The organism is Streptomyces sp. NPDC048718, from assembly GCF_043198875.1.
In the GTDB taxonomy this organism is placed as follows: Bacteria; Actinomycetota; Actinomycetes; order Streptomycetales; family Streptomycetaceae; genus Streptomyces.
In genome coordinates this window covers 5584-24854 of the sequence record NZ_JBICVG010000012.1, presented here as the reverse complement: position 1 = coordinate 24854, position 19271 = coordinate 5584, and the positions used below count along the sequence as shown (strand labels likewise).

The window sequence follows — 19271 nt, the reverse complement described above, 5'->3', positions numbered from 1 at the left end:
CCTATGACACCGGCCTTACGGCCCGCGCGTCCGCCCCCTGCGGGCCGTACACACCGCCCCATGGTTCCTCGGCCCCTTCCGGTTAGGCGCCCGCCCGGGCCGCGCGGCGGGCGCGGTAGGCCAGGGGGAGATAGCGCAGCCGCTCGGGGAGGACCGGGACGACGAGCCGGACCACCCGGGCGACCCGGCGCAGCCGGCGTTCCTGGGCGTCCGTCCACGCGAGGCCGAGGGCGGCGCGGGCGTCCGGCGGCATCAGGCCGATGGTGAGGAAGGACCGGACGCGCTGGAAGGGTCCGCGCAGCCAGGGCCATGCCATCCGGAGAACGAGCCGCAGGGGCAGCGGGCCCCGGTCGGGGGCCGGGACCGCCGCGTCGGGGTCGATCAGTTCCCGCACGACGACGGTGGCCTCCAAGTCCTCTTCGAGGACACGCCGGTAGTACGGCCAGAACTCCTCGATCGTCTGGGGCATGTCGCGGTCGTGGATCCCGAGCACCCGGCCGACCTGGAGCCATTCCGCGTAGAGCCGCCGTTCCTGGGCATCGGTGAGCGGGCGCGCGAGCAGCCCGAGGCCGTGCCGGTAGACGGGGTAGCCGGTGGCGTGCACCCACGCGTAGTGGGCGGGGGTGAGCGCGTGGTATCGGCGGCCGTGGGCGTCAGTGCCCTGGATCCGCTTGTGCATCGTACGGAGCCGGCGGCCCTCCTCCACGGCGGCGGGGCCGCCGTAGATCCACAGCTGGAGCGAGCGCAGGGAGCGTTCGCCGCGGCCCCAGGGATCGGTACGGAAGACGGAGTGGTCGTCGACGCCCGCGCCGATGGCGGGGTGGGCGACCTGCATGGTGAGGGCGGCGGGCAGCATCAGCAGGGCCCGTATGTCTCCGGCGACGGTCCACAGCACCCCGCCGACCGGCGGCGGTACGGGGTCGGGCGCGGCCTCGCGCCGAGACCGGCCCGGGGCGGACGGCTCGGCCGGCGCCTGGCCGGAGTCCGGGTGCGGGCGGGACATGCGGACGTTCTCGCTCATGCGGTTCCCTCGTGCCTGTTCGCTACGGCCTCCCAGGCTGCCCCGAGTCGCGTACGACCTGCAAGGCCCGCCGGGCCGCGCACAGCGGGCGCGGTGCGCACGGCGCGCGAGATCCGACGGCCCTGGAAGGCGCGGAAGCTCAAGAGGCCCGGCCCCTCCGGGCGGAGTGCGTCCGCTGCCGGAGCCGGACGGACCGGGCGCGGATACGACGCGGGGCCGCGTCCCGGGCTCGATGGCCCGGGGCGCGGCCCCGTACAGGTGTTCTCGGTGCGTCAGGCGCGCTGCGCGCCGACCGGCTCGCCGACGATGCGGCCGGCCAGGGCCTGGGCCCAGGCGTCGACATCGGTGGAGAGCTCGCGCTCGGCGGCCTCGCGCTCGGTCGCGATCTGCTGGTGGCCGGCGGCCAGGATGCCGTCGCGCTCGGCGATGCCCTCGGCGCGGGCGGCGGCGATGGCCGCGGAGCCCTCTTCGGTGGCCTGCGAGCGGATGCGGGCCGCGTCGTGGCGGGCCTCGGCCAGCTCGGCCTCGTACTGCTCACGGATGGCGGTGGCCTCGGCGCGCAGGTCGTCGGCGCGGCCGGTGCCGCCCTCGATCGCGTCCTCACGCTCGGCGAGCGTGCGGTTGATCTTCGGGAGGATCCCCTTCGCCAGGATCAGGAAGGTCAGGGCAAAGAGGACGGCGCCGAGGATGAGCTCGGCCCAGACCGGGTTCAGGGGACCCAGGTCCATGGGGAAGATCTGCTTGTTCGCGAGGGTCATGCGCGCATTCTACCTGCCCGCGAGGGGTGGCCGACCGGGGCGGGTGGCCGGACGCCGAACGGGAGGACGGCCGGGAAGACGGCCGGGAAGTTGGCCGGCTCGTGCGCACCGCTCCATATGCGCGGCACCTGGAGGCTACCCGAAGGTAACCGCGGCTGCTTTGATGTGCGACGCCGGTTCAAACCCCACTTCTTCCCCGGGAGTTTCAGTGCCGCTCGCCGCCCTCCGCCGGATCCCCGGCGCCGCCCTGTCCACGGCCGTGTCGGTCACGCTCGCCGCCACCGCGCTGACGGCCGCCGCACCCGCCGCCTCCGCCCAGGCCGCCGCTCCGATCGCCTCGGACAGCCAGGCCGCCACCGCCCCGCACCTGAAGGTGCTGACGTACAACACGTTCCTGATGTCCAAGAACCTTTACCCGAACTGGGGGCAGGACCACCGGGCCGCGGCGATACCGGCCGCCTCCTTCTTCCAGGGGCAGGATGTCGTGGTGCTCCAGGAGGCCTTCGACAACTCCTCCTCCGACGCCCTGAAGGCGAAGGCCGCCGCGCAGTACCCGTACCAGACCCCGGTCCTCGGCCGCTCGAAGTCGGGCTGGGACGCCACAGGCGGCTCCTACTCGGCCCTGACGCCGGAGGACGGCGGGGTGACCGTGCTCAGCAAGTGGCCGATCGTCCGCAAGGAGCAGTGGGTGTACAAGGACGGCTGCGGCTCCGACTGGTTCTCGAACAAGGGCTTCGTCTACGCGGTCCTGGACGTGAACGGCACCCGGGTGCACGTGGTCGGCACGCACACGCAGTCCACCGACTCGGGGTGCTCGGCGGGCGAGCCGGCCCGGATCCGCAGCGCCCAGTTCAAGACCGTCGACGCCTTCCTCGACGCCAAGAACATCCCGGCGGACGAGCAGGTGATAGTGGCGGGCGACATGAACGTGGACTCGCGCACCCCCGAGTACGCGACGATGCTCGCCGACGCGGACCTGGCCGGCGCGGACGTCCGCGCCGGGCACCCGTACTCCTTCGACACCACGCTCAACTCGATCGCCCTCGACCGCTACCCGGGCGAGCCGCGCGAGGATCTCGACTACATCCTGTACCGCTCGGGCCACCCCCGTCCGGCGGGCTGGACGAACACCGTGGTGCCGGAGCGGACCGCGCCGTGGACGGTCACCAGCTGGGGCAAGGACTACACGTACACCAACCTGTCCGACCACTACCCGGTCGTCGGGGACGTCGCGCCGTAGAGCCGCGCGCGGCGGACCAAGCGGGACGGTGGCGGCCCTCCCCCCGTGGCGGCCCTCCCCCCGTGGAGAGCCACCACCGTCCCTGATCGCCGCGAACGGCACGTCACCTCGTGATCACCGGACGGTCATCGGTGGAGCGCCTACCTGAGCGGAACCCGCATGCCAGGAGCGGAATCTCAGTACCAGCCGGTGCACTTGATGTGGCCGGTGGTGTCGTTCCAGGCGCAGGCATCAGCGTCGTCGCCGAGGCCACCGACGGCGAGAGCGCGATCGAGCCGACCGCCCGTACCGGCCCCGACGTCGTCCTCATGGACATCCGCATGCCGGGCATGGACGGCGCGCAGGCCACCGAGCGCATCCTGGCCGCCGGGACCGACCCCGCGGCGCGCGTCCTGGTGCTGACCACCTTCGATCTCGACGAGTACGTGTACGCGGCCCCGCGCACCGGCGCCTCCGGCTTCCTTCTCAAGGACACCGGCCCCCAGCGGCTCGTCGAGGCCGTCACCGCGGTGGCCCGCGGCGACACGCTCTTCGCCCCCAGCGTCACCCGGCGCCGCATCGAGACGTAGGTGACCCACGCCGACCCCGAGGCGCCCGCCGATCCGGGCCGGGACCTGGACGTACTGACCGCGCGGGAGAGCGAAGTCCTCCGGCTCACCGCACGCGGCCTGTCCAACACTGAGATCGCCGCCCGGCTCTTCATCGGGGAAGCCACCGTCAAGACCCCTCTCAGCCGCACGATGACCAAGCTCCACGTCGACAGCCGCGCCCAGGCCGTCGTCGCCTACGAGTCGGGTCTCATGGTCCCCGGAAGCTCACCCCTGTGACGGGCCGCCCGGCACAGGACCTCCGCCCGGCCGACAGGCCGGCCGACAGGCCGGCCCGCGGCCCGTCGGCCGGGCGGGGCGCCGGGGCGTCGGGGGGCGTCGGGGGGCGTCGGGGGGCGTTGTACGGCCCGTCAGCCCATGTCCGTCAGGAGTGCGTTCAGCTCCTTCTCCTGCCGCGCGGGCGACATCGACGGGTTCGAGTGATCGATACCGAAGGTCTTGAGCACCTGGTCCATCTGAGCGTCGATGGAGGTCCAGCCGGTGTCGTCCAGCGGCTGCAACGACGCCTGGTCGGCGTCCCACAGGTCACGCAGCGACTGGGCGGCCTCGTGCGCGCCCTTCACGTTCCCGGAGCGTGCGTCCTTGAGAGAGGTCGCGGCGAGGGTCCGCAGCGCGGAGACCTTGGCGGGCGGGAACTTCTTCACCGCCACGCCCGGAGCCATCCGGACGGCGGAGGTGTTGTCGGCCTCCGGCGCCGGCCCGACATGCGGCCGGCCGTGGGCCCAGACCAGCAGGCTCGTGGTCGCGACGGCGAGCAGTCCGATGCCGGCCAGCGCGACGCGCTCCTTGCGCGGGTCGCCGGTGGCGTGTGCGGCATGGGCCGCCTCGTAGGTCTCGGTCACGTCCGAGCGCGTCACCGTCAGATAGACCACCGTCGCCAGGATGAGGCCGAGGAAGATCAGGCTGGTGGTGAAGGTGCCCAGCGCGAGACCGGTCGGGTCACCCGGGTCCCGCGCGACCTTCGGGGACGCGAGCCAGTCGCCGATGTTGGCGCCCAGCGGGCGGGTCAGGATGTAGGCGAGCCAGAAGGACAGCACCGGGTTCGCGCCGCACTTCCACAACAGCGTGATGGCCGCGATGAGGCCGAGCGGCAGCAGTACCGAGGCGCCCGGGCTCCAGCCGGTGAGTTCGAGGGTCCAGTCGCCGGTCGCGGTGCCGAGCGCGAAGGTGACGAGAACGGCGAGCCAGTAGAACGACTCGCGCGCAAGCGTCGTGACCGAGTGGATCGAGAGGGTGCGCTCGCGCAGCCACCACACGCCGAAGACCACGGCGAGCAGGACCGAGAACACGGCGGAGCTGATCCACAGCGGCACGTCGAGCCGGTCGGTGAGGATGTCGGTGTACAGCGTGCCCGTGACGCTGACGACGACCACGGTCAGCCAGTAGGGGAAGGGGACGTACCGCTTGAGCCGCACCTGGACGGCCAGGACCGCCACGAACACCACGGTGAAGATCCAGGCCGTGTTCACCAGGCCGACGCCCAGCTTCATGTCGATCCAGTCGGCGAAGCTCTCACCGACGGTGGTGCACAGGATCTTGATCACCCAGAACCAGATGGTGACCTCGGGGACCTTGTTGAGCATGAGGCGCCCGCTGCGCGTGCGTGCTTCCGCTGTCGTTGTCATGCGGGGAGGTCTACGGGAGGAAACCTGCAAGCAACCTGACTACGTGGCCGGACGCGCGGCCGGAAGTGTCACCTCGACGTGACCACGGCCGTCCGCGATCGCGCGAACCTCCACACCGGCGGAGGCGGCGATGCGCCGGACCACCGGCAGCCCAAGACCGTACCCGTCGCCGCCGGTCACACCCGCTTCGAAGACCCGGTCGACGTCCGCGGGATCGAACCCGGGGCCGTCGTCCAGGACATCGACCACGATCGCCTCCCCTTGGAAGCGCGCGGTGATCCACACACGCGACCGGGCATGCCGCAGGCCGTTGTCCAGCAGGGGCGACAGCAGCGAGACGGCGACGTCGGGCGCCACGGCGGCCTCGGCCATCGCGGGAATGGCGACCTCGACCGCGCGGTCGGCGATCGCCTGCCGCGCGGCGCCGCGCAGACAGCACCGGGCCTCGCCGTCGGTCCGTGCGCGCGCCGCGCGCAGAATCGTCGTGATCGCCGTATCGAGGCGGTCGACCTCGCTCAGCACCGCCTTTGGCGGCACCGGCTCGCCGGACAGCTGCGCCAGCTGCGCCTCGCCCCGCAGGACCGTGAGTGGTGTGCGCAGTTCGTGGGCGATCTCATCGGTGAGCCGGCGCTCGTCCGCCAGCGCGTTGTCGACGCGCTCCAGGAGGCGGTCGAGGGTCTGTCCCAGTTCCCCGAACTCGTCGCGGGGGACTCCGAGGCCGAAGCGGCGCCCGGGTTCGTGATGGCCCCAGTCGTCGGCGCGGGCGGCCATCTCGTGCACGACCCGCAGTGCGCGGTGCACCACGAGGTGCGCGACACCGCCGGCGAGGAGGATCGTGAGGCCGCCCAGGATCAACGACAAGGTGAGGCTGCGCTGCTCGGATGTCTCGTAGGGGGTGAGGTCCACCCGGACGATCACCATGACGTGGTGGCCGTCGAGCGGGACCCGCCGCGCGTACAGGAGGTAGTCGCCGGCCGACGCGGTCTGCGACTGCCCCGAGCCCGCCAGTTCCTCGACGCGATCGACCACGGTTGCCGGTACGTTCCCGTCGATCAGGCGGCCGTCGGCGTACACCCAGGCGACCTCGTCCAATGCCTCGCTGCCGTTCTCCGTCAGTACGACACGGCCACCCTTGGCGGTGACGTTCGCCGCGACCGCCTCGGCGCGAGTACGTGCCAGATCCTGCGCGTCGGCGTCCGTCACCCGGCTCAACAGCACGTGCGAGACCACGACCAGTACCGCGACGACGCCGGTGGCGATCAGCACCGTGAGCGCGACGACCCGCTGACGGAATCCCGTCACTGCCATCGGTACCCCACGCCGCGGACGGTCACCAGACGCTCGGCCACGCCCAGCGGACCGAGCTTGGTCCGCAGCCGGCGCACGAACGAGTCGAGGGTGTTGTCGCTGACCTGCGCTCCGTGCGGCCAGCCGGCGGCGATGAGGGCGTGTCGGCGTACCGCGTCGCCCTGCGAGGCGATCAAACGGCCGAGCAGCCGGAACTCGGTCGGGGTCAGGCTCTCGCTCACCGAGCCATGGGTCACCACGTGCTTCGCCGGATCGAGGACGACCTCGCGCGGTGCGGGCGCCACGGCGGCCCGGCGCAGGAGGGCTCGGACCCGGACCAGCAGTTCCGGGATGTCGAAGGGTTTGGTCATGTAGTCGTCGGCGCCGGCCTCGAAGCCGCCCACCTTGTGGTGCAGGCCGTCCAAGGCGGTGAGCATCAACACCGGCACGTCGACGCCGCGAGCCCGAAGGGCCAGGCAGACGTCGCGGCCGTCGGCGTCCGGGAGCCCGAGATCCAGGACGACCAGATGGGGCGCCGGCACGAGCTGCCGCAGCAGGCTGCCGGCCGTGGCGGCGACCGCGACCGTGTGGCCGTCGTACTCCAGGGCGCGCTTGAGGACGCCACGGACCGCCGCGTCGTCTTCGCACACCATGATGAAAGCCACGTGCCGACCCTAGATTGTCGCGTCCCCGTTCTCCATCTGCCCTGATCGGCCTCCTGACGGTCGTGAGGCGCGCCGGCGCCGCACGCCCGTGCCCCGCCGCACCGCGACGGTCCGGCGCGACCGGCCGAGCCGCCGCGACAGCAGCGGTTCGCGGGGGACCGCCATCGGTCACATGAATCCCGTGCGGTACTCGACACCCATCGCGCCGCCCCTCGTCCCCTGGCGATCCGGGCCCGCCGTCCGCGAGTTCATCCACCGGGCCCGCGAAGAACTCGGCTGCCCGAAGGCGCGGAGGAGGAACGCGTCCGGGGCGTCGACGAGGACTCAGTAGGCGCCGCAGAAGACGCCGTACGCCCAGAGGGCCACCATGCCCCCGACGCAGAGCAGCACCACCCAGGAGCCGAGGCTCGTGTGGCGTCCCGTGCGTGCGCGCCGCGTACGTGTGCCCTGCGTGCGGGCGGAACGTATGCGGGAGCGGCGCGGGGGCGTGGACGCGGCGGCGGAGGGTGCCGCGTCCGCGGCGGTCTCCGCGAGCAGGCGCCGGCAGACCGCGGCCAGCTCCGTCGTCCCTGAGGTCAGATCGACCACGGCTTCCAGCCGGGCGGGCGCGGTCGTCCCGCCGTCCAGGATCCGGCCCGCCCGGACGAGCGCCTGGTCCCGGCCGCCGGTCGGCGCCAGGCTGATCCAGCGGCGTACGTGCTCGCCCCGGATCACGACCCCGCCACCGCGTTCGCGGTACACGGTGTGTTCCCGCCACAGGACAGCGGCCAGCTCACCGGCCGTCTGTCTGAGTGGTGTCCGCATTCCCATCCCCCTACCCATCCCCCTGTTACGAACAGACGCACGACTCTAGTGCCCGCCGGGACCCGCTCTCCCCCGCCGTGGTGCCGTGCGGTCCCGCTACGCCCCGAAGTCGTACACGGTGACCGGTATCCCCCGTGCCACCAGCCGTTCTTCTATCAACGGCTCGACCCGCGCCCACTGACCGCCCGCGAGCCCGCAGCCGATGCGCGGCATGTGCACCGACGCCCCCAGCTCCGCCGCCTTGGCGGCCAGCAGCCCGAGCGCCGCGCCGATCGCCTCGTACCGCACCGGCACTCCACCGCTCCGCCCCCGGCGCATGCCGCGCTGCCCGATCAGATTGGCCACCCATACAGAGGGAGTCACCTGGACGAACTGGGCCGCGCCGAGCCCGAAGCCGTTGCCGTTCCGCTCGCGGTGCCAGCGGCGGTACGCCGCCTCCGGCTCCGGCCAGCGGCGCGAGACGGCGAGCACGAAACCCTTCCCCCAGCCGCCCAGGTCGTTGCAGACATGCGCGACGATCTTGACGCCTTCACCGTGCGGAGCGGTGGCGTCCCCTCGTACGTACGCGATCCCGTTCATGAGCTCACCGTACGAGCGACCACTGACAATCCGGCCCGGCCCCGCCTGCCCCTGCTCTGCACGTCCCCTCCCCCGATTCCGCCCGATCCCACCGATGTTCGACGTCTTTTACAGCGGCAGTGAGACAGCAATACTGTTGAACCATGGTTCACGCGAGCGACGCGCATGACGGCGGGCAGCGGGCGGGCGCGCCCGGCGGCCCGGCCGACCCCGTCTACACCGTGGACGAGCTGGCCGCCCGCGCCGGGGTGACCGTACGGACGGTGCGGTTCTACGGGACCCGGGGGCTGCTGCCGCCGCCCGTCATCGGACCCCGCCGGGTCGGCCACTACGGGCCCGCCCATCTTTCCCGGCTCGCCCTCATCGAGGAGCTCCAGCGGCAGGGCATGACGCTCGCCGCGATCGAACGCTATCTGGAGCAGCTGCCGCCCGACCTCAGCGCGCAGGACCTGGCCGTGCACCGCGCCCTGGTGGCCTCCTGGGCGCCCGAGTCGGCGGAGGAGACCACCCGGCAGGAACTGGAACGGCGGGCCGGGCGGCCGCTCGCCGACCGGGACGTGGACCGGCTCGCCGCGATGGGGGTCCTCGACAAGGGCCCCGACCCGGACGTGTTCCGACTCGACGGGTCCTTGCTGCGGCTCGGCGTGGAGCTGCTCGACGTACCCATCGAGCACGAGACGATCCTGGCCTCGCGCACCGTCCTCCTGGAGCACGCCCGCAGCGCGGCGCACGAGCTGGCGCGGCTGTTCCGGGAGCAGGTGTGGAACCCGTACCGGGAGAGCGGAGAGGACCCGGACCACCTCAGCGCGATGAAGTCGCTCTCGGCGCATATGCAGCCGATGGTGGTCCAGGCCCTCGTCACGGCCTTTCAGCGGTCCCTCAGCGAGGAGCTGAGGAGCGCGTTCAGGACACCGCCACCGCCGGCGTCCTGAACGCGCCCGCCCGAGCCCCGGCCGCACCCGCCGATCGGGCCCGCCCGTACTCGCAGGCCACGCCGACTACTACGCCGACGGCGCGTCCGTGAAGACCTCGCCCCGCTCGGCCTTCTCCACCAGGAGGGCGGGCGGAGTGAAGCGCTCGCCGTAGGTGGCGGCCAGCTCGCGCGCCCGCGCCACGAAGCCGGCGACGCCGCCCTCGTATCCGTTGACGTACTGGAGCACACCGCCGGTCCACGCCGGGAAGCCGATGCCGAGGATGGAACCGATGTTGGCGTCGGCGACCGAGGTCAGCACGCCCTCCTCGACGAGCCGCACGGTGTCGATGGCCTCGGCGAAGAGCATCCGCTCCTTCATGTCCGTGAACGGGATCTCCGCGTCCGGCTTGGCGAAGTGCTCGCGCAGCCCCGGCCACAGCTTGCCGCGCGTGCCGTCCTCGCCGTACTCGTAGAAGCCGGCGCCGCCGCTGCGGCCCGGGCGGCCGAACTCGTCGACCATACGGTCGACGACGGCCTCGCCGGGGTGCGCGACCCAGGTGCCGCCGGCCTCCTCGACGGCCTTCTTCGACTCGTTGCGGATCTTGCGGGGCAGGGTGAGGGTCAGCTCGTCCATGAGGGAGAGCACCTTGGCCGGGTAGCCGGCCTGCGCGGCGGCCTGCTCGACGGAGGCGGGCTCGATGCCCTCGCCGACCATGGCGACACCCTCGTTGATGAACTGTCCGATCACCCGGGAGGTGAAGAAGCCGCGCGAGTCGTTGACGACGATCGGCGTCTTGTTGATCTGCCGGACCAGGTCGAAGGCGCGGGCCAGGGCCTCGTCGCCGGTGCGCTCGCCCTTGATGATCTCGACCAGCGGCATCTTGTCGACCGGCGAGAAGAAGTGGAGACCGATGAAGTCGGCCTGCCGCTCGACGCCCTCGGCGAGGGTGGTGATGGGCAGGGTGGAGGTGTTGGAGCACAGCAGCGCGTCGGGCTCGACGACGTGCTGGATCTCCTGGAACACCTTGTGCTTGAGCGCGGTGTCCTCGAAGACCGCCTCGATGACGGCGTCGCAGCCGGCCAGGTCGGCCACGTCGCCGGTCGGGGTGATCAGACCGAGCAGGGCGTCGGCCTTCTCCTGGGTGGTACGGCCCTTGGCGACGGCCTTGGCGCACAGCTTCTCGGAGTACGCCTTGCCCTTGGCGGCGGCCTCGGTGCTGACGTCCTTGAGGACGACCTCGATGCCGGCGCGGGCGCAGGAGTACGCGATGCCGGCGCCCATCATGCCGGCGCCGAGCACGGCGACCTTGCGGACCGGGCGCGCGGCGATGCCCTGCGGACGGTTGGCGCCGGAGTTGACGGCCTGGAGGTCGAAGAAGAACGCCTGGATCATGTTCTTCGCGGTCTGGCCGGTGACCAGCTCGGTGAAGTAGCGGCTCTCGATGGTGAGCGCGGTCTCGAAGTCGACCTGGGAGCCCTCGACGGCCGCCGCCATGATGTTGCGGGGCGCCGGGTAGGGCGCGCCGTTCAGCTGCTTGCGCAGGTTGGCGGGGAAGGCCGGGAGGTTGGCGGCGAACTTCGGGTTCGACGGGGTGCCGCCGGGGATCCGGTAGCCGGGCACGTCCCAGGGCTGACGCGACTCGGGGTGGGCGTCGATGAAGGCGCGGGCCTTCGCGAGCAGGTCCTCCGGGGTCTCGGCCAGCTCGTGCACGAGGCCGCTCGCGAGCGCGCGCTTCGGGTTGTACTGGGTGCCCTGGAGGAGCACCTTCAGCAGGGCGTCGGTGATGCCCATGAGGCGTACGGTGCGGGCGACGCCGCCGCCGCCCGGGAGCAGGCCGAGGGTGACCTCGGGCAGGCCGATCTTGGAGCCGGGCGCGTCGAGGGCGATCCGGTGGTGGGAGGCGAGCGCGATCTCGTAGCCGCCGCCGAGCGCGGCGCCGTTGATCGCGGCGACGACGGGCTTGCCGAGGGTCTCGATACGGCGCAGCGCGTCCTTCATCTCCAGGCCGGCCTCGAAGATCGGCCGGGCGTCCTCGGGGCCGGCCTTGATCATGTCCTTGAGGTCGCCGCCGGCGAAGAAGGTCTTCTTCGCGGAGGTGTAGATGATGCCGCGGATGGAATCCTTCTCCGCCACGGCGCGGTCGGCGACGGCCTTGATGGAGGCCCGGAACGCCTGGTTCATGGTGTTCGCGGACTGGTCCGGGTCGTCGAGGACGAGGGTGACGACGCCGGTCTCGTCCTGCTCCCAGCGGATGGTGGTGCTCTCGCTCATGACTGATGCTTCTCCGTAAGAGGGGTTCGGACCGGGCGGTCAGAAGCGCTCGACGCGCTCGACGATGGTGGCGATGCCCATGCCGCCGCCGACGCACAGGGTGACGAGGCCGTAGCGCTTGCCCTGGCGCTCCAGCTCGTCGACGACGGTGCCGAGGATCATCGCGCCGGTGGCGCCGAGCGGGTGGCCGAGCGCGATGGCGCCGCCGTTGACATTGATCTTGTCGAGGGAGACGCCCATGTCCTGGGCGAAACGCAGGACGACGGCCGCGAAGGCCTCGTTGATCTCGATCAGGTCGATGTCGTCGATGGTGAGTCCGGCCTTGGCGAGCGCCTTGCGGGCGGCGGGGGCGGGGCCGGTGAGCATGATGGTCGGCTCGGAGCCGGAGACGGCGGCGGAGACGATCCGGGCGCGCGGCGTGAGCCCGTAGCGCTCGCCGGTCGCCTGCGAGCCGATGGCGACGAGGGAGGCGCCGTCGACGATGCCGGAGGAGTTGCCGGCGTGGTGGACGTGGTCGATCGCCTCGACCCAGTGGTACTTCTGCAGCGCGACGGCGTCGAAGCCGCCGAGTTCGCCGATGTCCGCGAAGGACGGCTTGAGGCGGCCGAGGGAGTCGGCCGTGGTGCCGGGGCGCATGTGCTCGTCGTGGTCGAGGACGGTGAGACCGGCGCGGTCCTTGACGGGGACGACGGAGCGGTCGAAGCGGCCGGCCTTCCAAGCCTCGGCGGCGCGCTCCTGGGAGAGGGCCGCGTACTCGTCGACGTCCCGGCGGGTGAAGCCGCCGAGGGTGGCGATGAGGTCGGCGCCGATGCCCTGGGGCACGAAGTTGGTGGCGATGTTGGTCATCGGGTCGGCGAACCAGGCGCCGCCGTCGGAGGCCATCGGGACGCGCGACATGGACTCGACGCCACCGGCCAGGACCAGGTCCTCCCAGCCGGAGCGGACCTTCATCGCGGCCATGTTGACGGCTTCGAGGCCGGAGGCGCAGAAGCGGTTCTCCTGGACGCCGGCGACGGTGTCGGGCAGACCGGCGGCGATGGCGGCGATCCGCGCGATGTCGGAGCCCTGGTCGCCGACGGGGCCGACGACACCGAGGACGATGTCGTCGATGGCGGCCGGGTCGAGGCCGGGCTGGCGGGCCTGGATCTCCTGGATCAGGCCGACGACCAGGTCGATCGGCTTGGTGCCGTGCAGGGCCCCGTTGGCCTTGCCGCGGCCGCGCGGGGTGCGGATCGCGTCGTAGACGTACGCTTCGGTGGTCACGGTGGTGCCTTTCACATGAGGGTCGGATGCGAGGGCCGGGCGGCCGGCGGTGCATCGGGGCCGGGGGCGCTCGCGGAGGTCGGGGGGCGGGCCCGGGGCCGTCCGGGCGGGTCGGCTGGCCGGCTGCGGGGTCAGCCGAGCAGGGAGCGGCCGATGATCTCCTTCATGATCTCGGTCGTCCCGCCGTAGATGGTCTGGATCCGGCCGTCGGTGTAGGCCCTGGCCACCGGGAATTCGCTCATGTAGCCGTATCCGCCGTGCAGTTGCAGACACCGGTCGGCGACCCGCTTGTGCAGCTCGGTGGCCCACCACTTGGCCATCGAGGCGTTCACCGCGTCCAGGCCGGTGCCCGTCGGGTCGATGTGCTCTTCGACGCAGCGGTCGACGAAGGTGCGGGTGACGGCGCACTCGGTGGCCATCTCCGCGATCTCGAAGCGGATGTGCTGGAGCTTGGCCAGCGGGCGGCCGAAGGCCTCGCGCTCCTTGACATACGCGGTGGTCAGCTCCAGGAGGTGCTCGGCGCCCGCGATGGCGGCGACGGCGATGGCAAGCCGTTCCTGGGCGAGGTTGGTCATCAGATGGACGAAGGCCCCGTTGAGCTCGCCGAGCAGGTTCTCCTTGGGGACGCGGACGTCGTGGAAGAAGAGTTCGGCGGTGTCCTGGGCCTTCTGGCCGATCTTGTCGAGGTTGCGGCCGCGCTCGAAACCCTCCATGCCGCGTTCGACGACCAGGAGGGACAGCCCGTGCGCGCCGCCCTCGGGGGTCGTCTTGGCGACGACAATCACCAGGTCGGCGAGGATGCCGTTGGAGATGAAGGTCTTGGACCCGTTGAGAATCCAGTGGTCGCCTCGGTCCTCGGCGCTGGTGCGGATCCCCTGGAGGTCGGAACCGGCGCCGGGCTCGGTCATCGCGATGGCGCTGATGATCTCGCCGCTGCAGAAGCCGGGCAGCCAGCGGCGCTTCTGCTCCTCGGTGGCGAGCGAGGTGAGGTACGGGCCGATGATGTCGTTGTGCAGCCCGATGGCGAGGCCGGGGGTGCCGGCCCGGGTGAACTCCTCGGCGAGGACGACGGCGTAACGGAAGTCGGGGATCCCGCCGCCGCCGTACTCCTCGTCGACGTCGAGACCGAGCAGCCCCTGCCGCCCGGCGGCCCGCCACACCTCGCGGGAGACGACGCCGTCCTTCTCCCACTGCTCGTAGTGCGGCAGCACCTCCTTGGCGAGGAAGGTGCGGACGGTCGCGCGGAACGCCTCGTGGTCGTCGGTGTAGAGCCGGCGCTTCATGCCTGCTGCTCCTTGGCGTCGTCGGGGTGGAGGTCGTCGGGACGGGAGTCACCGGGGCGAAGATCGCCGGGACGGGAGTCGCCGGAGTGGGGGCCGCCGGGTTGGAGTGCGGGAACGTCCCAGTCGCGGGCGACCTCGTCGGTGTCGGCGCCCGGCAGGACGGGGCCGGTGCGGACCGTGCCGGGGGTCGCGGAGAAGCGGGGCGCGGGCGCGGGCTGGACCAGGCCGGCGTGTTCGACGAAGGTGCCGCGCGCGGCGAGGTGCGGGTGCGTGGGGGCCTCGCGCAGGGAGAGGACGGGGGACACACAGGCGTCGGTGCCCTCGAAGACGGCCGTCCACTCCGCGCGCGTACGGGTGCGGAAGCGATCGGCGACGGCGGCACGCAGTTCGGGCCAGCGTGCGAGGTCGGCGCGCGCCCCGGCGGTCTCCCCGAGGCCGAGCAGCCGGGTGAACTCGTCGTAGAACCGCTGTTCCAACGCGCCGACGGCCATGTAACCGCCGTCGGAGGTCTCGTACGTCCCGTAGAAGGGGCAGCCGCCGTCGAGCAGATTCACCCCGCGCCGGTCCTGCCAGCCACCGGCGGCCAGCATGCCGTGGATCATGGTGGCGAGGTGGGCGGAGCCGTCGACGATGGCGGCGTCGACGACCTGGCCCTCACCGTGTTCGCGGGCGTGCCGGAGCGCGGCGAGGATGCCGATGACGAGGTAGAGGGAGCCTCCGGCGTAGTCGCCGACCAGGTTGGCGGGGACGGTGGGCGGCCCCTCGGGGTCGGGGCCGATCATGCCGAGGGTGCCGGTGACGGCGAGATAGCCGATGTCGTGCCCGGCGCTGGGGGCGAGCGGTCCGTCCTGGCCCCAGCCGGTCATCCGGCCGTAGACAAGCCGGGGGTTACGGGCCAGACAGGCGTCGGGGCCGACGCCGAGGCGTTCGGCGACGCTGGGGCGGTAGCCCTCGATGAGGACGTCGGCGCGGGCGACCAGGTCGAGCACGGTCGCCGGGCCGTCGGCGGCCTTGAGGTCGACGAGCACGGACCGCTTGTTGCGGTTGGTGAGGTCGTACGCGGGGTCGATGCCGAGGCCCGCCCCGCCGGGGCGGTCGACGCGCACGACGTCGGCGCCGAGGTCGGCGAGGAGCATGGCGGCGAAGGGCCCGGGGCCGATGCCGGCGAGTTCGACCACGCGGACGCCGTCGAGCGGACCGGTGCGGGACTGGCCGGGTGTCGTCATCGGGCCCCCAGGGAGGTGCGGCGGGTGAGCGCAAGTGTGTGACATCAATGCTGTAACACCGAAGATGCTAGGAACGTGTTCCACTCCGCACAAGCCCCCGGGCCGAGCAAGCGCTTACCCCGACGGGATCGGACGCTTCGGCGCCCGGCGAGGCCGGACGCGTCCGCTAGAGTCCGCCGACGACATGCGCGCCGGGGGCGCGAGCGAAGGCGAGGGGCTGTGGGGACTGGGGTGGAGGCCGGCATGGAGAGCGGTGCGACAAGGGCGACCGAGGCCGCCGAGGCGACGGAGGCGACGGAACGGTCGTACGACGTGGTTCTCTTCGGGGCGACCGGGTTCGTGGGCGAACTCACCGCGGAGTATCTGGCCGAGCACGCGCCGGAGGGCTGCCACTGGGCCCTGGCGGGACGCGGCCACGACCGGCTCACGGCGCTGCGCGACCGGCTCGCCTCGCGGTGGCCGCACTGCGCCGCGCTGCCGCTGCTCGTCGCGGACAGCGAGGACCCCGCGTCGCTGCGCGCGCTCGCCCGCTCCGCGCGGGTCGTGGCGAGCACGGTCGGGCCCTACATCCGGTACGGGGAAGGGCTGGTCGCCGCGTGCGCGGAGGCCGGCACCGACTATCTGGACCTCACCGGGGAACCGGAGTTCGTGGACCTGATGTACGTACGCTACGACGCGCTCGCCCGCGAAACCGGCGCCCGCCTCGTACACGCCTGCGGCTTCGACTCCATCCCGCACGACCTGGGCGTCTACTTCACCGTGCGACAGCTGCCCGAGGGGGTGCCGCTGCGGATCGACGGCTTCGTCCGGGCCGGCGCGCTCATCTCGGGCGGCACGTTCGCCTCGGCCCTCGGCGCCTTCGGACGCGGCCGGGAGATGCTGAGCGCGGCACGCGAACGGCGGCTGCACGAACCGAGGTCGGTGCGCCGACGGGCCCGAGCGCCTCTCGGCGGGCCGCGCTTCAGCCGGGAGACCGGCACCTGGGCGCTGCCGCTGCCCACCCTCGATCCGCAGGTGGTGATCCGATCGGCACGGGCCATCGACCGCTACGGACCGGACTTCCGCTACCGCCACTTCGCCTCGCTGAAGTCCCTGTTGGTGGCGCTGGGCGGCACGACGGCAGTCGGCACGGGCCTGCTGGCCGCCCAAGTCCCCACCGTGCGCGCATGGCTGACGGAGCGTTACAAGTCAGGGAAGGGCCCGAGCGCCAAACTCAGGGCACGCAGCTGGTTCTCCGTCCGCTTCGTCGGGGAGGGCGGCGGCCGGCGGGTCTTCACCGAAGTGTCGGGCGGCGACCCGGGCTACGACGAGACGGCGAAGATGCTCGCCGAGTCGGCACTCTGCCTCGCCCACGACCCGCTGCCGATGACGTCCGGACAGGTCACCACGGCGGTCGCGATGGGTGACGCACTGCTCGACCGGCTGCGGGCGGCGGGGCTGCGCTTCCGGGTGGCGCACACGAACTGAGCGGGTACGAAGCGAGTACGAACCGAGCGGGCGCGGCGGGATGGTGGCGCCGCGCTCGGGGCACGCCGCCGTACGGGGCGCGCGAGGCTCAGTGCCGTACGAGACAGAACGGGTGGCCGGCCGGGTCCGCGTAGATACGCCAGGCCCGGTCGCCCTCGTCGCCGTCGAGCCGCCGGGCGCCGAGCGCGAGGACCGCCTCGTGCGCGGCGTCCAGGTCGCCGACCCGTACATCGATGTGGAACTGCTGCTCCGGCGCGCCCCACACCGGCGGCCGGTGGTCCGCCACCCCTTGGAAGGCGAGCACCGGGGCGCCCGAGGCGTCGTGCAGGGTGGCCCAGGCGTCACCGACCGCCCACTGGGGATCGGGCCGGTTGATCTCGCCGCCGAGCAACCGCTGGTAGAAGCGGGCCAGTTCCCCTACGTCGGTGCAGTCGAGCACGAGGCACTGGAAGGTACCGATCGCGGAGGGAAGGGCCGCAGTGGGAGAAGTCATGGCCCCCACCCTGCCGCTCCGGTTCACGCCCCCGGTATCCGTACGGGTACTCACGGATACTCAGTCGGCCCCTGTCACTCAGACGCCGCGGTCCCGGTCTTGGTCTCGGCCTCGGCATCCGCTGCCGAGAGCGCTTCGGCGAGGGCCTGCCGGCAGAGGGCGTCGGCGTGCCGAGTTGTCTCGGGCAGGCGGTAGCGCGGGCTGAGCCGCAGGGTGTGCTCCGAGGCCCGGTCCAGCCAGACCCGGTGGCCGACCGAGACGTAGACCGGCTTGACCCCGGCGCGGGTGCGCAGCGCGCGCCCGACGGTCTCGCCGTCGGCGACAAGGGCGCTGAACGCGCCGCGCTCCGGGCCCGGTTGCTCGTAGGTGAAGGTGAACGGATTCTTCGCGACCCCGATCGACGGCAGACCGGTGACCACCCCGAGGTGGCTGGCGAGGCCGAAGCGGCGGGGGTGGGCGAGCCCGTATCCGTCGCAGACCAGCAGCCCTGGGTCGGCGGCGAGCCGGCCGAGGGCGGCGAGCACGGTGGGGATCTCCCGGAAGGCGAGCAGCCCGGGTACGTACGGGAAGGAGACCCGGCCGACGGCGGTGGCCCGCTCGACCACCTCCAGGCTGCGCGCGTCGAGGACCACGGCCGCGGCGGCGACCAGGTCGCGCTCGTCGTCGTAGGCCACGTCGACCCCGGTGACATGCCCCGTCCCGGGCTCGGGCCCCTCCTCCCCCGTCACCAGCCGGCCGCGGAGTTCCTCCTGCACGGCCAGCGCCGCGCCCTCGTCGGCGGGCCACCCCTCGGGAATCTCGATGATCTTCATGCCCCGGACCCTACGCGGCGCCCGTGGGATCGCGCGCGGCCGTTGTCGGACCCGTACGGCACGCTCGGGCCATGACCGAAGAAGAGTTCTGGCGCTTGATCGAGGCCCACCGGCCCGCCGGCGAGGATCCCGATGCCGAGGGGCTGGCCGCGGCCCTGACCGAACGGCTGCGCGGCGGGCCGGTGTCGATGGTGATCGGCTTCGCCGAGCAGCTCTCCCGGCTGCTGTACCTGCTCGACGGCCCCGCCTGGGGCGAGCTGGGGCAGCAGTCCGGCGACTCGTTCCTGTACACCCGCGCGGCCGTGGTGGCGGCGGGACGTGCGGAGTACGAGCGGACCCTCGCCGATCCGTCGGCCTTCGCCCCGTACGCGGAAGACCTCGTCTGGGCGGAGCCGCTGCTGTACGTGCCGGACCGGGCGTACAAGGAGCCGGCCGGGGAGGAGTGGGGGCGAGAGACCCGGTACTCGTACGAGTCGTACTCCAACACCAGTGCCTGGGTGGGTGCTTGCGGCGAGACGTAGGCTGACCGGCATGTTCGTACTGGAGTTGACCTACACGGCGCCGATCGAGCGGATCGACGCGTTGCTGACCGAGCATGTCGCGTGGCTGGAAGCGCGGTACGCGGAGGGGGTGTTCCTGGCCTCGGGCCGCAAGGAGCCGCGTGAGGGCGGGGTGATCCTGGCCGCCGGGGTCGGCCGCGCGGAGATCGAGAAGATCGCGGCGACCGACCCGTTCAGCGTCGGGGGCGTGTGCACGTACCGGATCGTCGAGTTCCACGCCACCAAGACGGCGGACGGACTGGCGGCGTTCCGGGAGGAGTTGCCCGCCTAGGACCCGCCGCCCGGACCGAGCGGGGTCCCGGGGCGGGCCGAGTCCGGTCGTGGGGGGGGGGGGGGGGGCGCGCCCCCCCCCCGCCCCCCGCCGGGCCGCCCCGCACCGACCCCCGGCGGGACCG

The 19271-nt window shown here is 72.5% G+C and carries 18 protein-coding genes and 1 pseudogene; 6 read left to right on the top strand and 13 right to left on the bottom strand.

Annotated features, from left to right (window positions below; translation table 11 throughout):
- Positions 1–82: 82 nt before the first annotated feature.
- Both ACGFRB_RS22565 and ACGFRB_RS22560 read right to left on the bottom strand, forming a co-directional pair.
- Positions 83–895 carry an oxygenase MpaB family protein gene (locus ACGFRB_RS22565; protein ID WP_393245670.1) on the bottom strand — a complete coding sequence of 271 codons (813 nt, stop codon included), beginning with the start codon at positions 893–895 and terminating at the stop codon, positions 83–85.
- A 398-nt stretch (positions 896–1293) separates the two neighbouring features.
- Positions 1294–1779: a hypothetical protein gene (locus ACGFRB_RS22560; protein ID WP_361225490.1), complete on the bottom strand. Its 486-nt coding sequence runs from the start codon at positions 1777–1779 to the stop codon at positions 1294–1296.
- Between the two features lie 208 nt (positions 1780–1987).
- On the opposite strand from ACGFRB_RS22560, the gene sph reads away from it, so the two are divergent.
- Both sph and ACGFRB_RS22550 read left to right on the top strand, forming a co-directional pair.
- Positions 1988–3019 carry a sphingomyelin phosphodiesterase gene (gene sph / locus ACGFRB_RS22555; protein WP_393245328.1) on the top strand — a complete coding sequence of 344 codons (1032 nt, stop codon included), beginning with the start codon at positions 1988–1990 and terminating at the stop codon, positions 3017–3019.
- 173 nt (positions 3020–3192) lie between these two features.
- Positions 3193–3846, top strand: a pseudogene (locus tag ACGFRB_RS22550) (response regulator).
- 131 nt (positions 3847–3977) lie between these two features.
- Here ACGFRB_RS22550 and ACGFRB_RS22545 read toward each other — a convergent pair.
- From ACGFRB_RS22545 to ACGFRB_RS22525, 5 genes are all read right to left on the bottom strand, one after another.
- Positions 3978–5252: a hypothetical protein gene (locus tag ACGFRB_RS22545; RefSeq protein ID WP_393245326.1), complete on the bottom strand. Its 1275-nt coding sequence runs from the start codon at positions 5250–5252 to the stop codon at positions 3978–3980.
- A gap of 39 nt (positions 5253–5291) precedes the next feature.
- Complete coding sequence (locus ACGFRB_RS22540; RefSeq protein WP_393245324.1) at positions 5292–6560, bottom strand: sensor histidine kinase; 1269 nt, start codon at positions 6558–6560, stop codon at positions 5292–5294.
- Positions 6551–7204 carry a response regulator transcription factor gene (locus ACGFRB_RS22535; protein WP_363004430.1) on the bottom strand — a complete coding sequence of 218 codons (654 nt, stop codon included), beginning with the start codon at positions 7202–7204 and terminating at the stop codon, positions 6551–6553. Before ACGFRB_RS22535 ends, ACGFRB_RS22540 begins: the two co-directional genes overlap by 10 nt.
- 324 nt (positions 7205–7528) lie before the next feature.
- Positions 7529–8008, bottom strand: a complete 480-nt coding sequence (locus tag ACGFRB_RS22530; protein ID WP_363004428.1) for a hypothetical protein — start codon at positions 8006–8008, stop codon at positions 7529–7531.
- A 96-nt stretch (positions 8009–8104) separates the two neighbouring features.
- Positions 8105–8587 (bottom strand): Appr-1-p processing protein, encoded by a 483-nt coding sequence (locus tag ACGFRB_RS22525; protein ID WP_393245322.1) that lies wholly within the window; start codon positions 8585–8587, stop codon positions 8105–8107.
- 143 nt (positions 8588–8730) lie between these two features.
- On the opposite strand from ACGFRB_RS22525, the gene ACGFRB_RS22520 reads away from it, so the two are divergent.
- The gene (locus ACGFRB_RS22520) at positions 8731–9519 is read left to right on the top strand and encodes a MerR family transcriptional regulator (protein WP_393245320.1); all 789 of its coding nucleotides are present in this window, start codon (positions 8731–8733) and stop codon (positions 9517–9519) included.
- Positions 9520–9588: 69 nt separating this feature from the next.
- Here ACGFRB_RS22520 and ACGFRB_RS22515 read toward each other — a convergent pair whose 3' ends face one another.
- From ACGFRB_RS22515 to ACGFRB_RS22500, 4 genes are all read right to left on the bottom strand, one after another.
- Positions 9589–11772, bottom strand: a complete 2184-nt coding sequence (locus ACGFRB_RS22515; RefSeq protein WP_393245318.1) for a 3-hydroxyacyl-CoA dehydrogenase NAD-binding domain-containing protein — start codon at positions 11770–11772, stop codon at positions 9589–9591.
- A gap of 39 nt (positions 11773–11811) precedes the next feature.
- Complete coding sequence (locus tag ACGFRB_RS22510) at positions 11812–13035, bottom strand: acetyl-CoA C-acetyltransferase (RefSeq protein WP_361225525.1); 1224 nt, start codon at positions 13033–13035, stop codon at positions 11812–11814.
- Positions 13036–13166: 131 nt separating this feature from the next.
- Positions 13167–14318, bottom strand: a complete 1152-nt coding sequence (locus ACGFRB_RS22505; RefSeq protein WP_393245316.1) for an acyl-CoA dehydrogenase family protein — start codon at positions 14316–14318, stop codon at positions 13167–13169.
- Complete coding sequence (locus tag ACGFRB_RS22500) at positions 14315–15544, bottom strand: CaiB/BaiF CoA transferase family protein (protein ID WP_393245314.1); 1230 nt, start codon at positions 15542–15544, stop codon at positions 14315–14317. Before ACGFRB_RS22500 ends, ACGFRB_RS22505 begins: the two co-directional genes overlap by 4 nt.
- A gap of 243 nt (positions 15545–15787) precedes the next feature.
- Between ACGFRB_RS22500 and ACGFRB_RS22495 the strand changes: the two genes are divergently transcribed.
- Positions 15788–17011 (top strand): saccharopine dehydrogenase family protein, encoded by a 1224-nt coding sequence (locus tag ACGFRB_RS22495; protein WP_393245669.1) that lies wholly within the window; start codon positions 15788–15790, stop codon positions 17009–17011.
- 88 nt (positions 17012–17099) lie between these two features.
- On the opposite strand, the gene ACGFRB_RS22490 is transcribed toward ACGFRB_RS22495, so the two are convergent.
- Together ACGFRB_RS22490 and ACGFRB_RS22485 are read right to left on the bottom strand one after the other, a co-directional pair.
- The gene (locus ACGFRB_RS22490; protein ID WP_393245312.1) at positions 17100–17504 is read right to left on the bottom strand and encodes a VOC family protein; all 405 of its coding nucleotides are present in this window, start codon (positions 17502–17504) and stop codon (positions 17100–17102) included.
- A 74-nt stretch (positions 17505–17578) separates the two neighbouring features.
- Positions 17579–18316: an endonuclease V gene (locus ACGFRB_RS22485; RefSeq protein WP_393245310.1), complete on the bottom strand. Its 738-nt coding sequence runs from the start codon at positions 18314–18316 to the stop codon at positions 17579–17581.
- Between the two features lie 71 nt (positions 18317–18387).
- Between ACGFRB_RS22485 and ACGFRB_RS22480 the strand changes: the two genes are divergently transcribed.
- Complete coding sequence (locus ACGFRB_RS22480) at positions 18388–18837, top strand: DUF4240 domain-containing protein (protein ID WP_393245308.1); 450 nt, start codon at positions 18388–18390, stop codon at positions 18835–18837.
- A 10-nt stretch (positions 18838–18847) separates the two neighbouring features.
- Entirely contained in the window at positions 18848–19147 is a 300-nt protein-coding gene (locus ACGFRB_RS22475) for a YciI family protein (protein ID WP_393245307.1), read from the top strand.
- Positions 19148–19271: the final 124 nt, after the last annotated feature.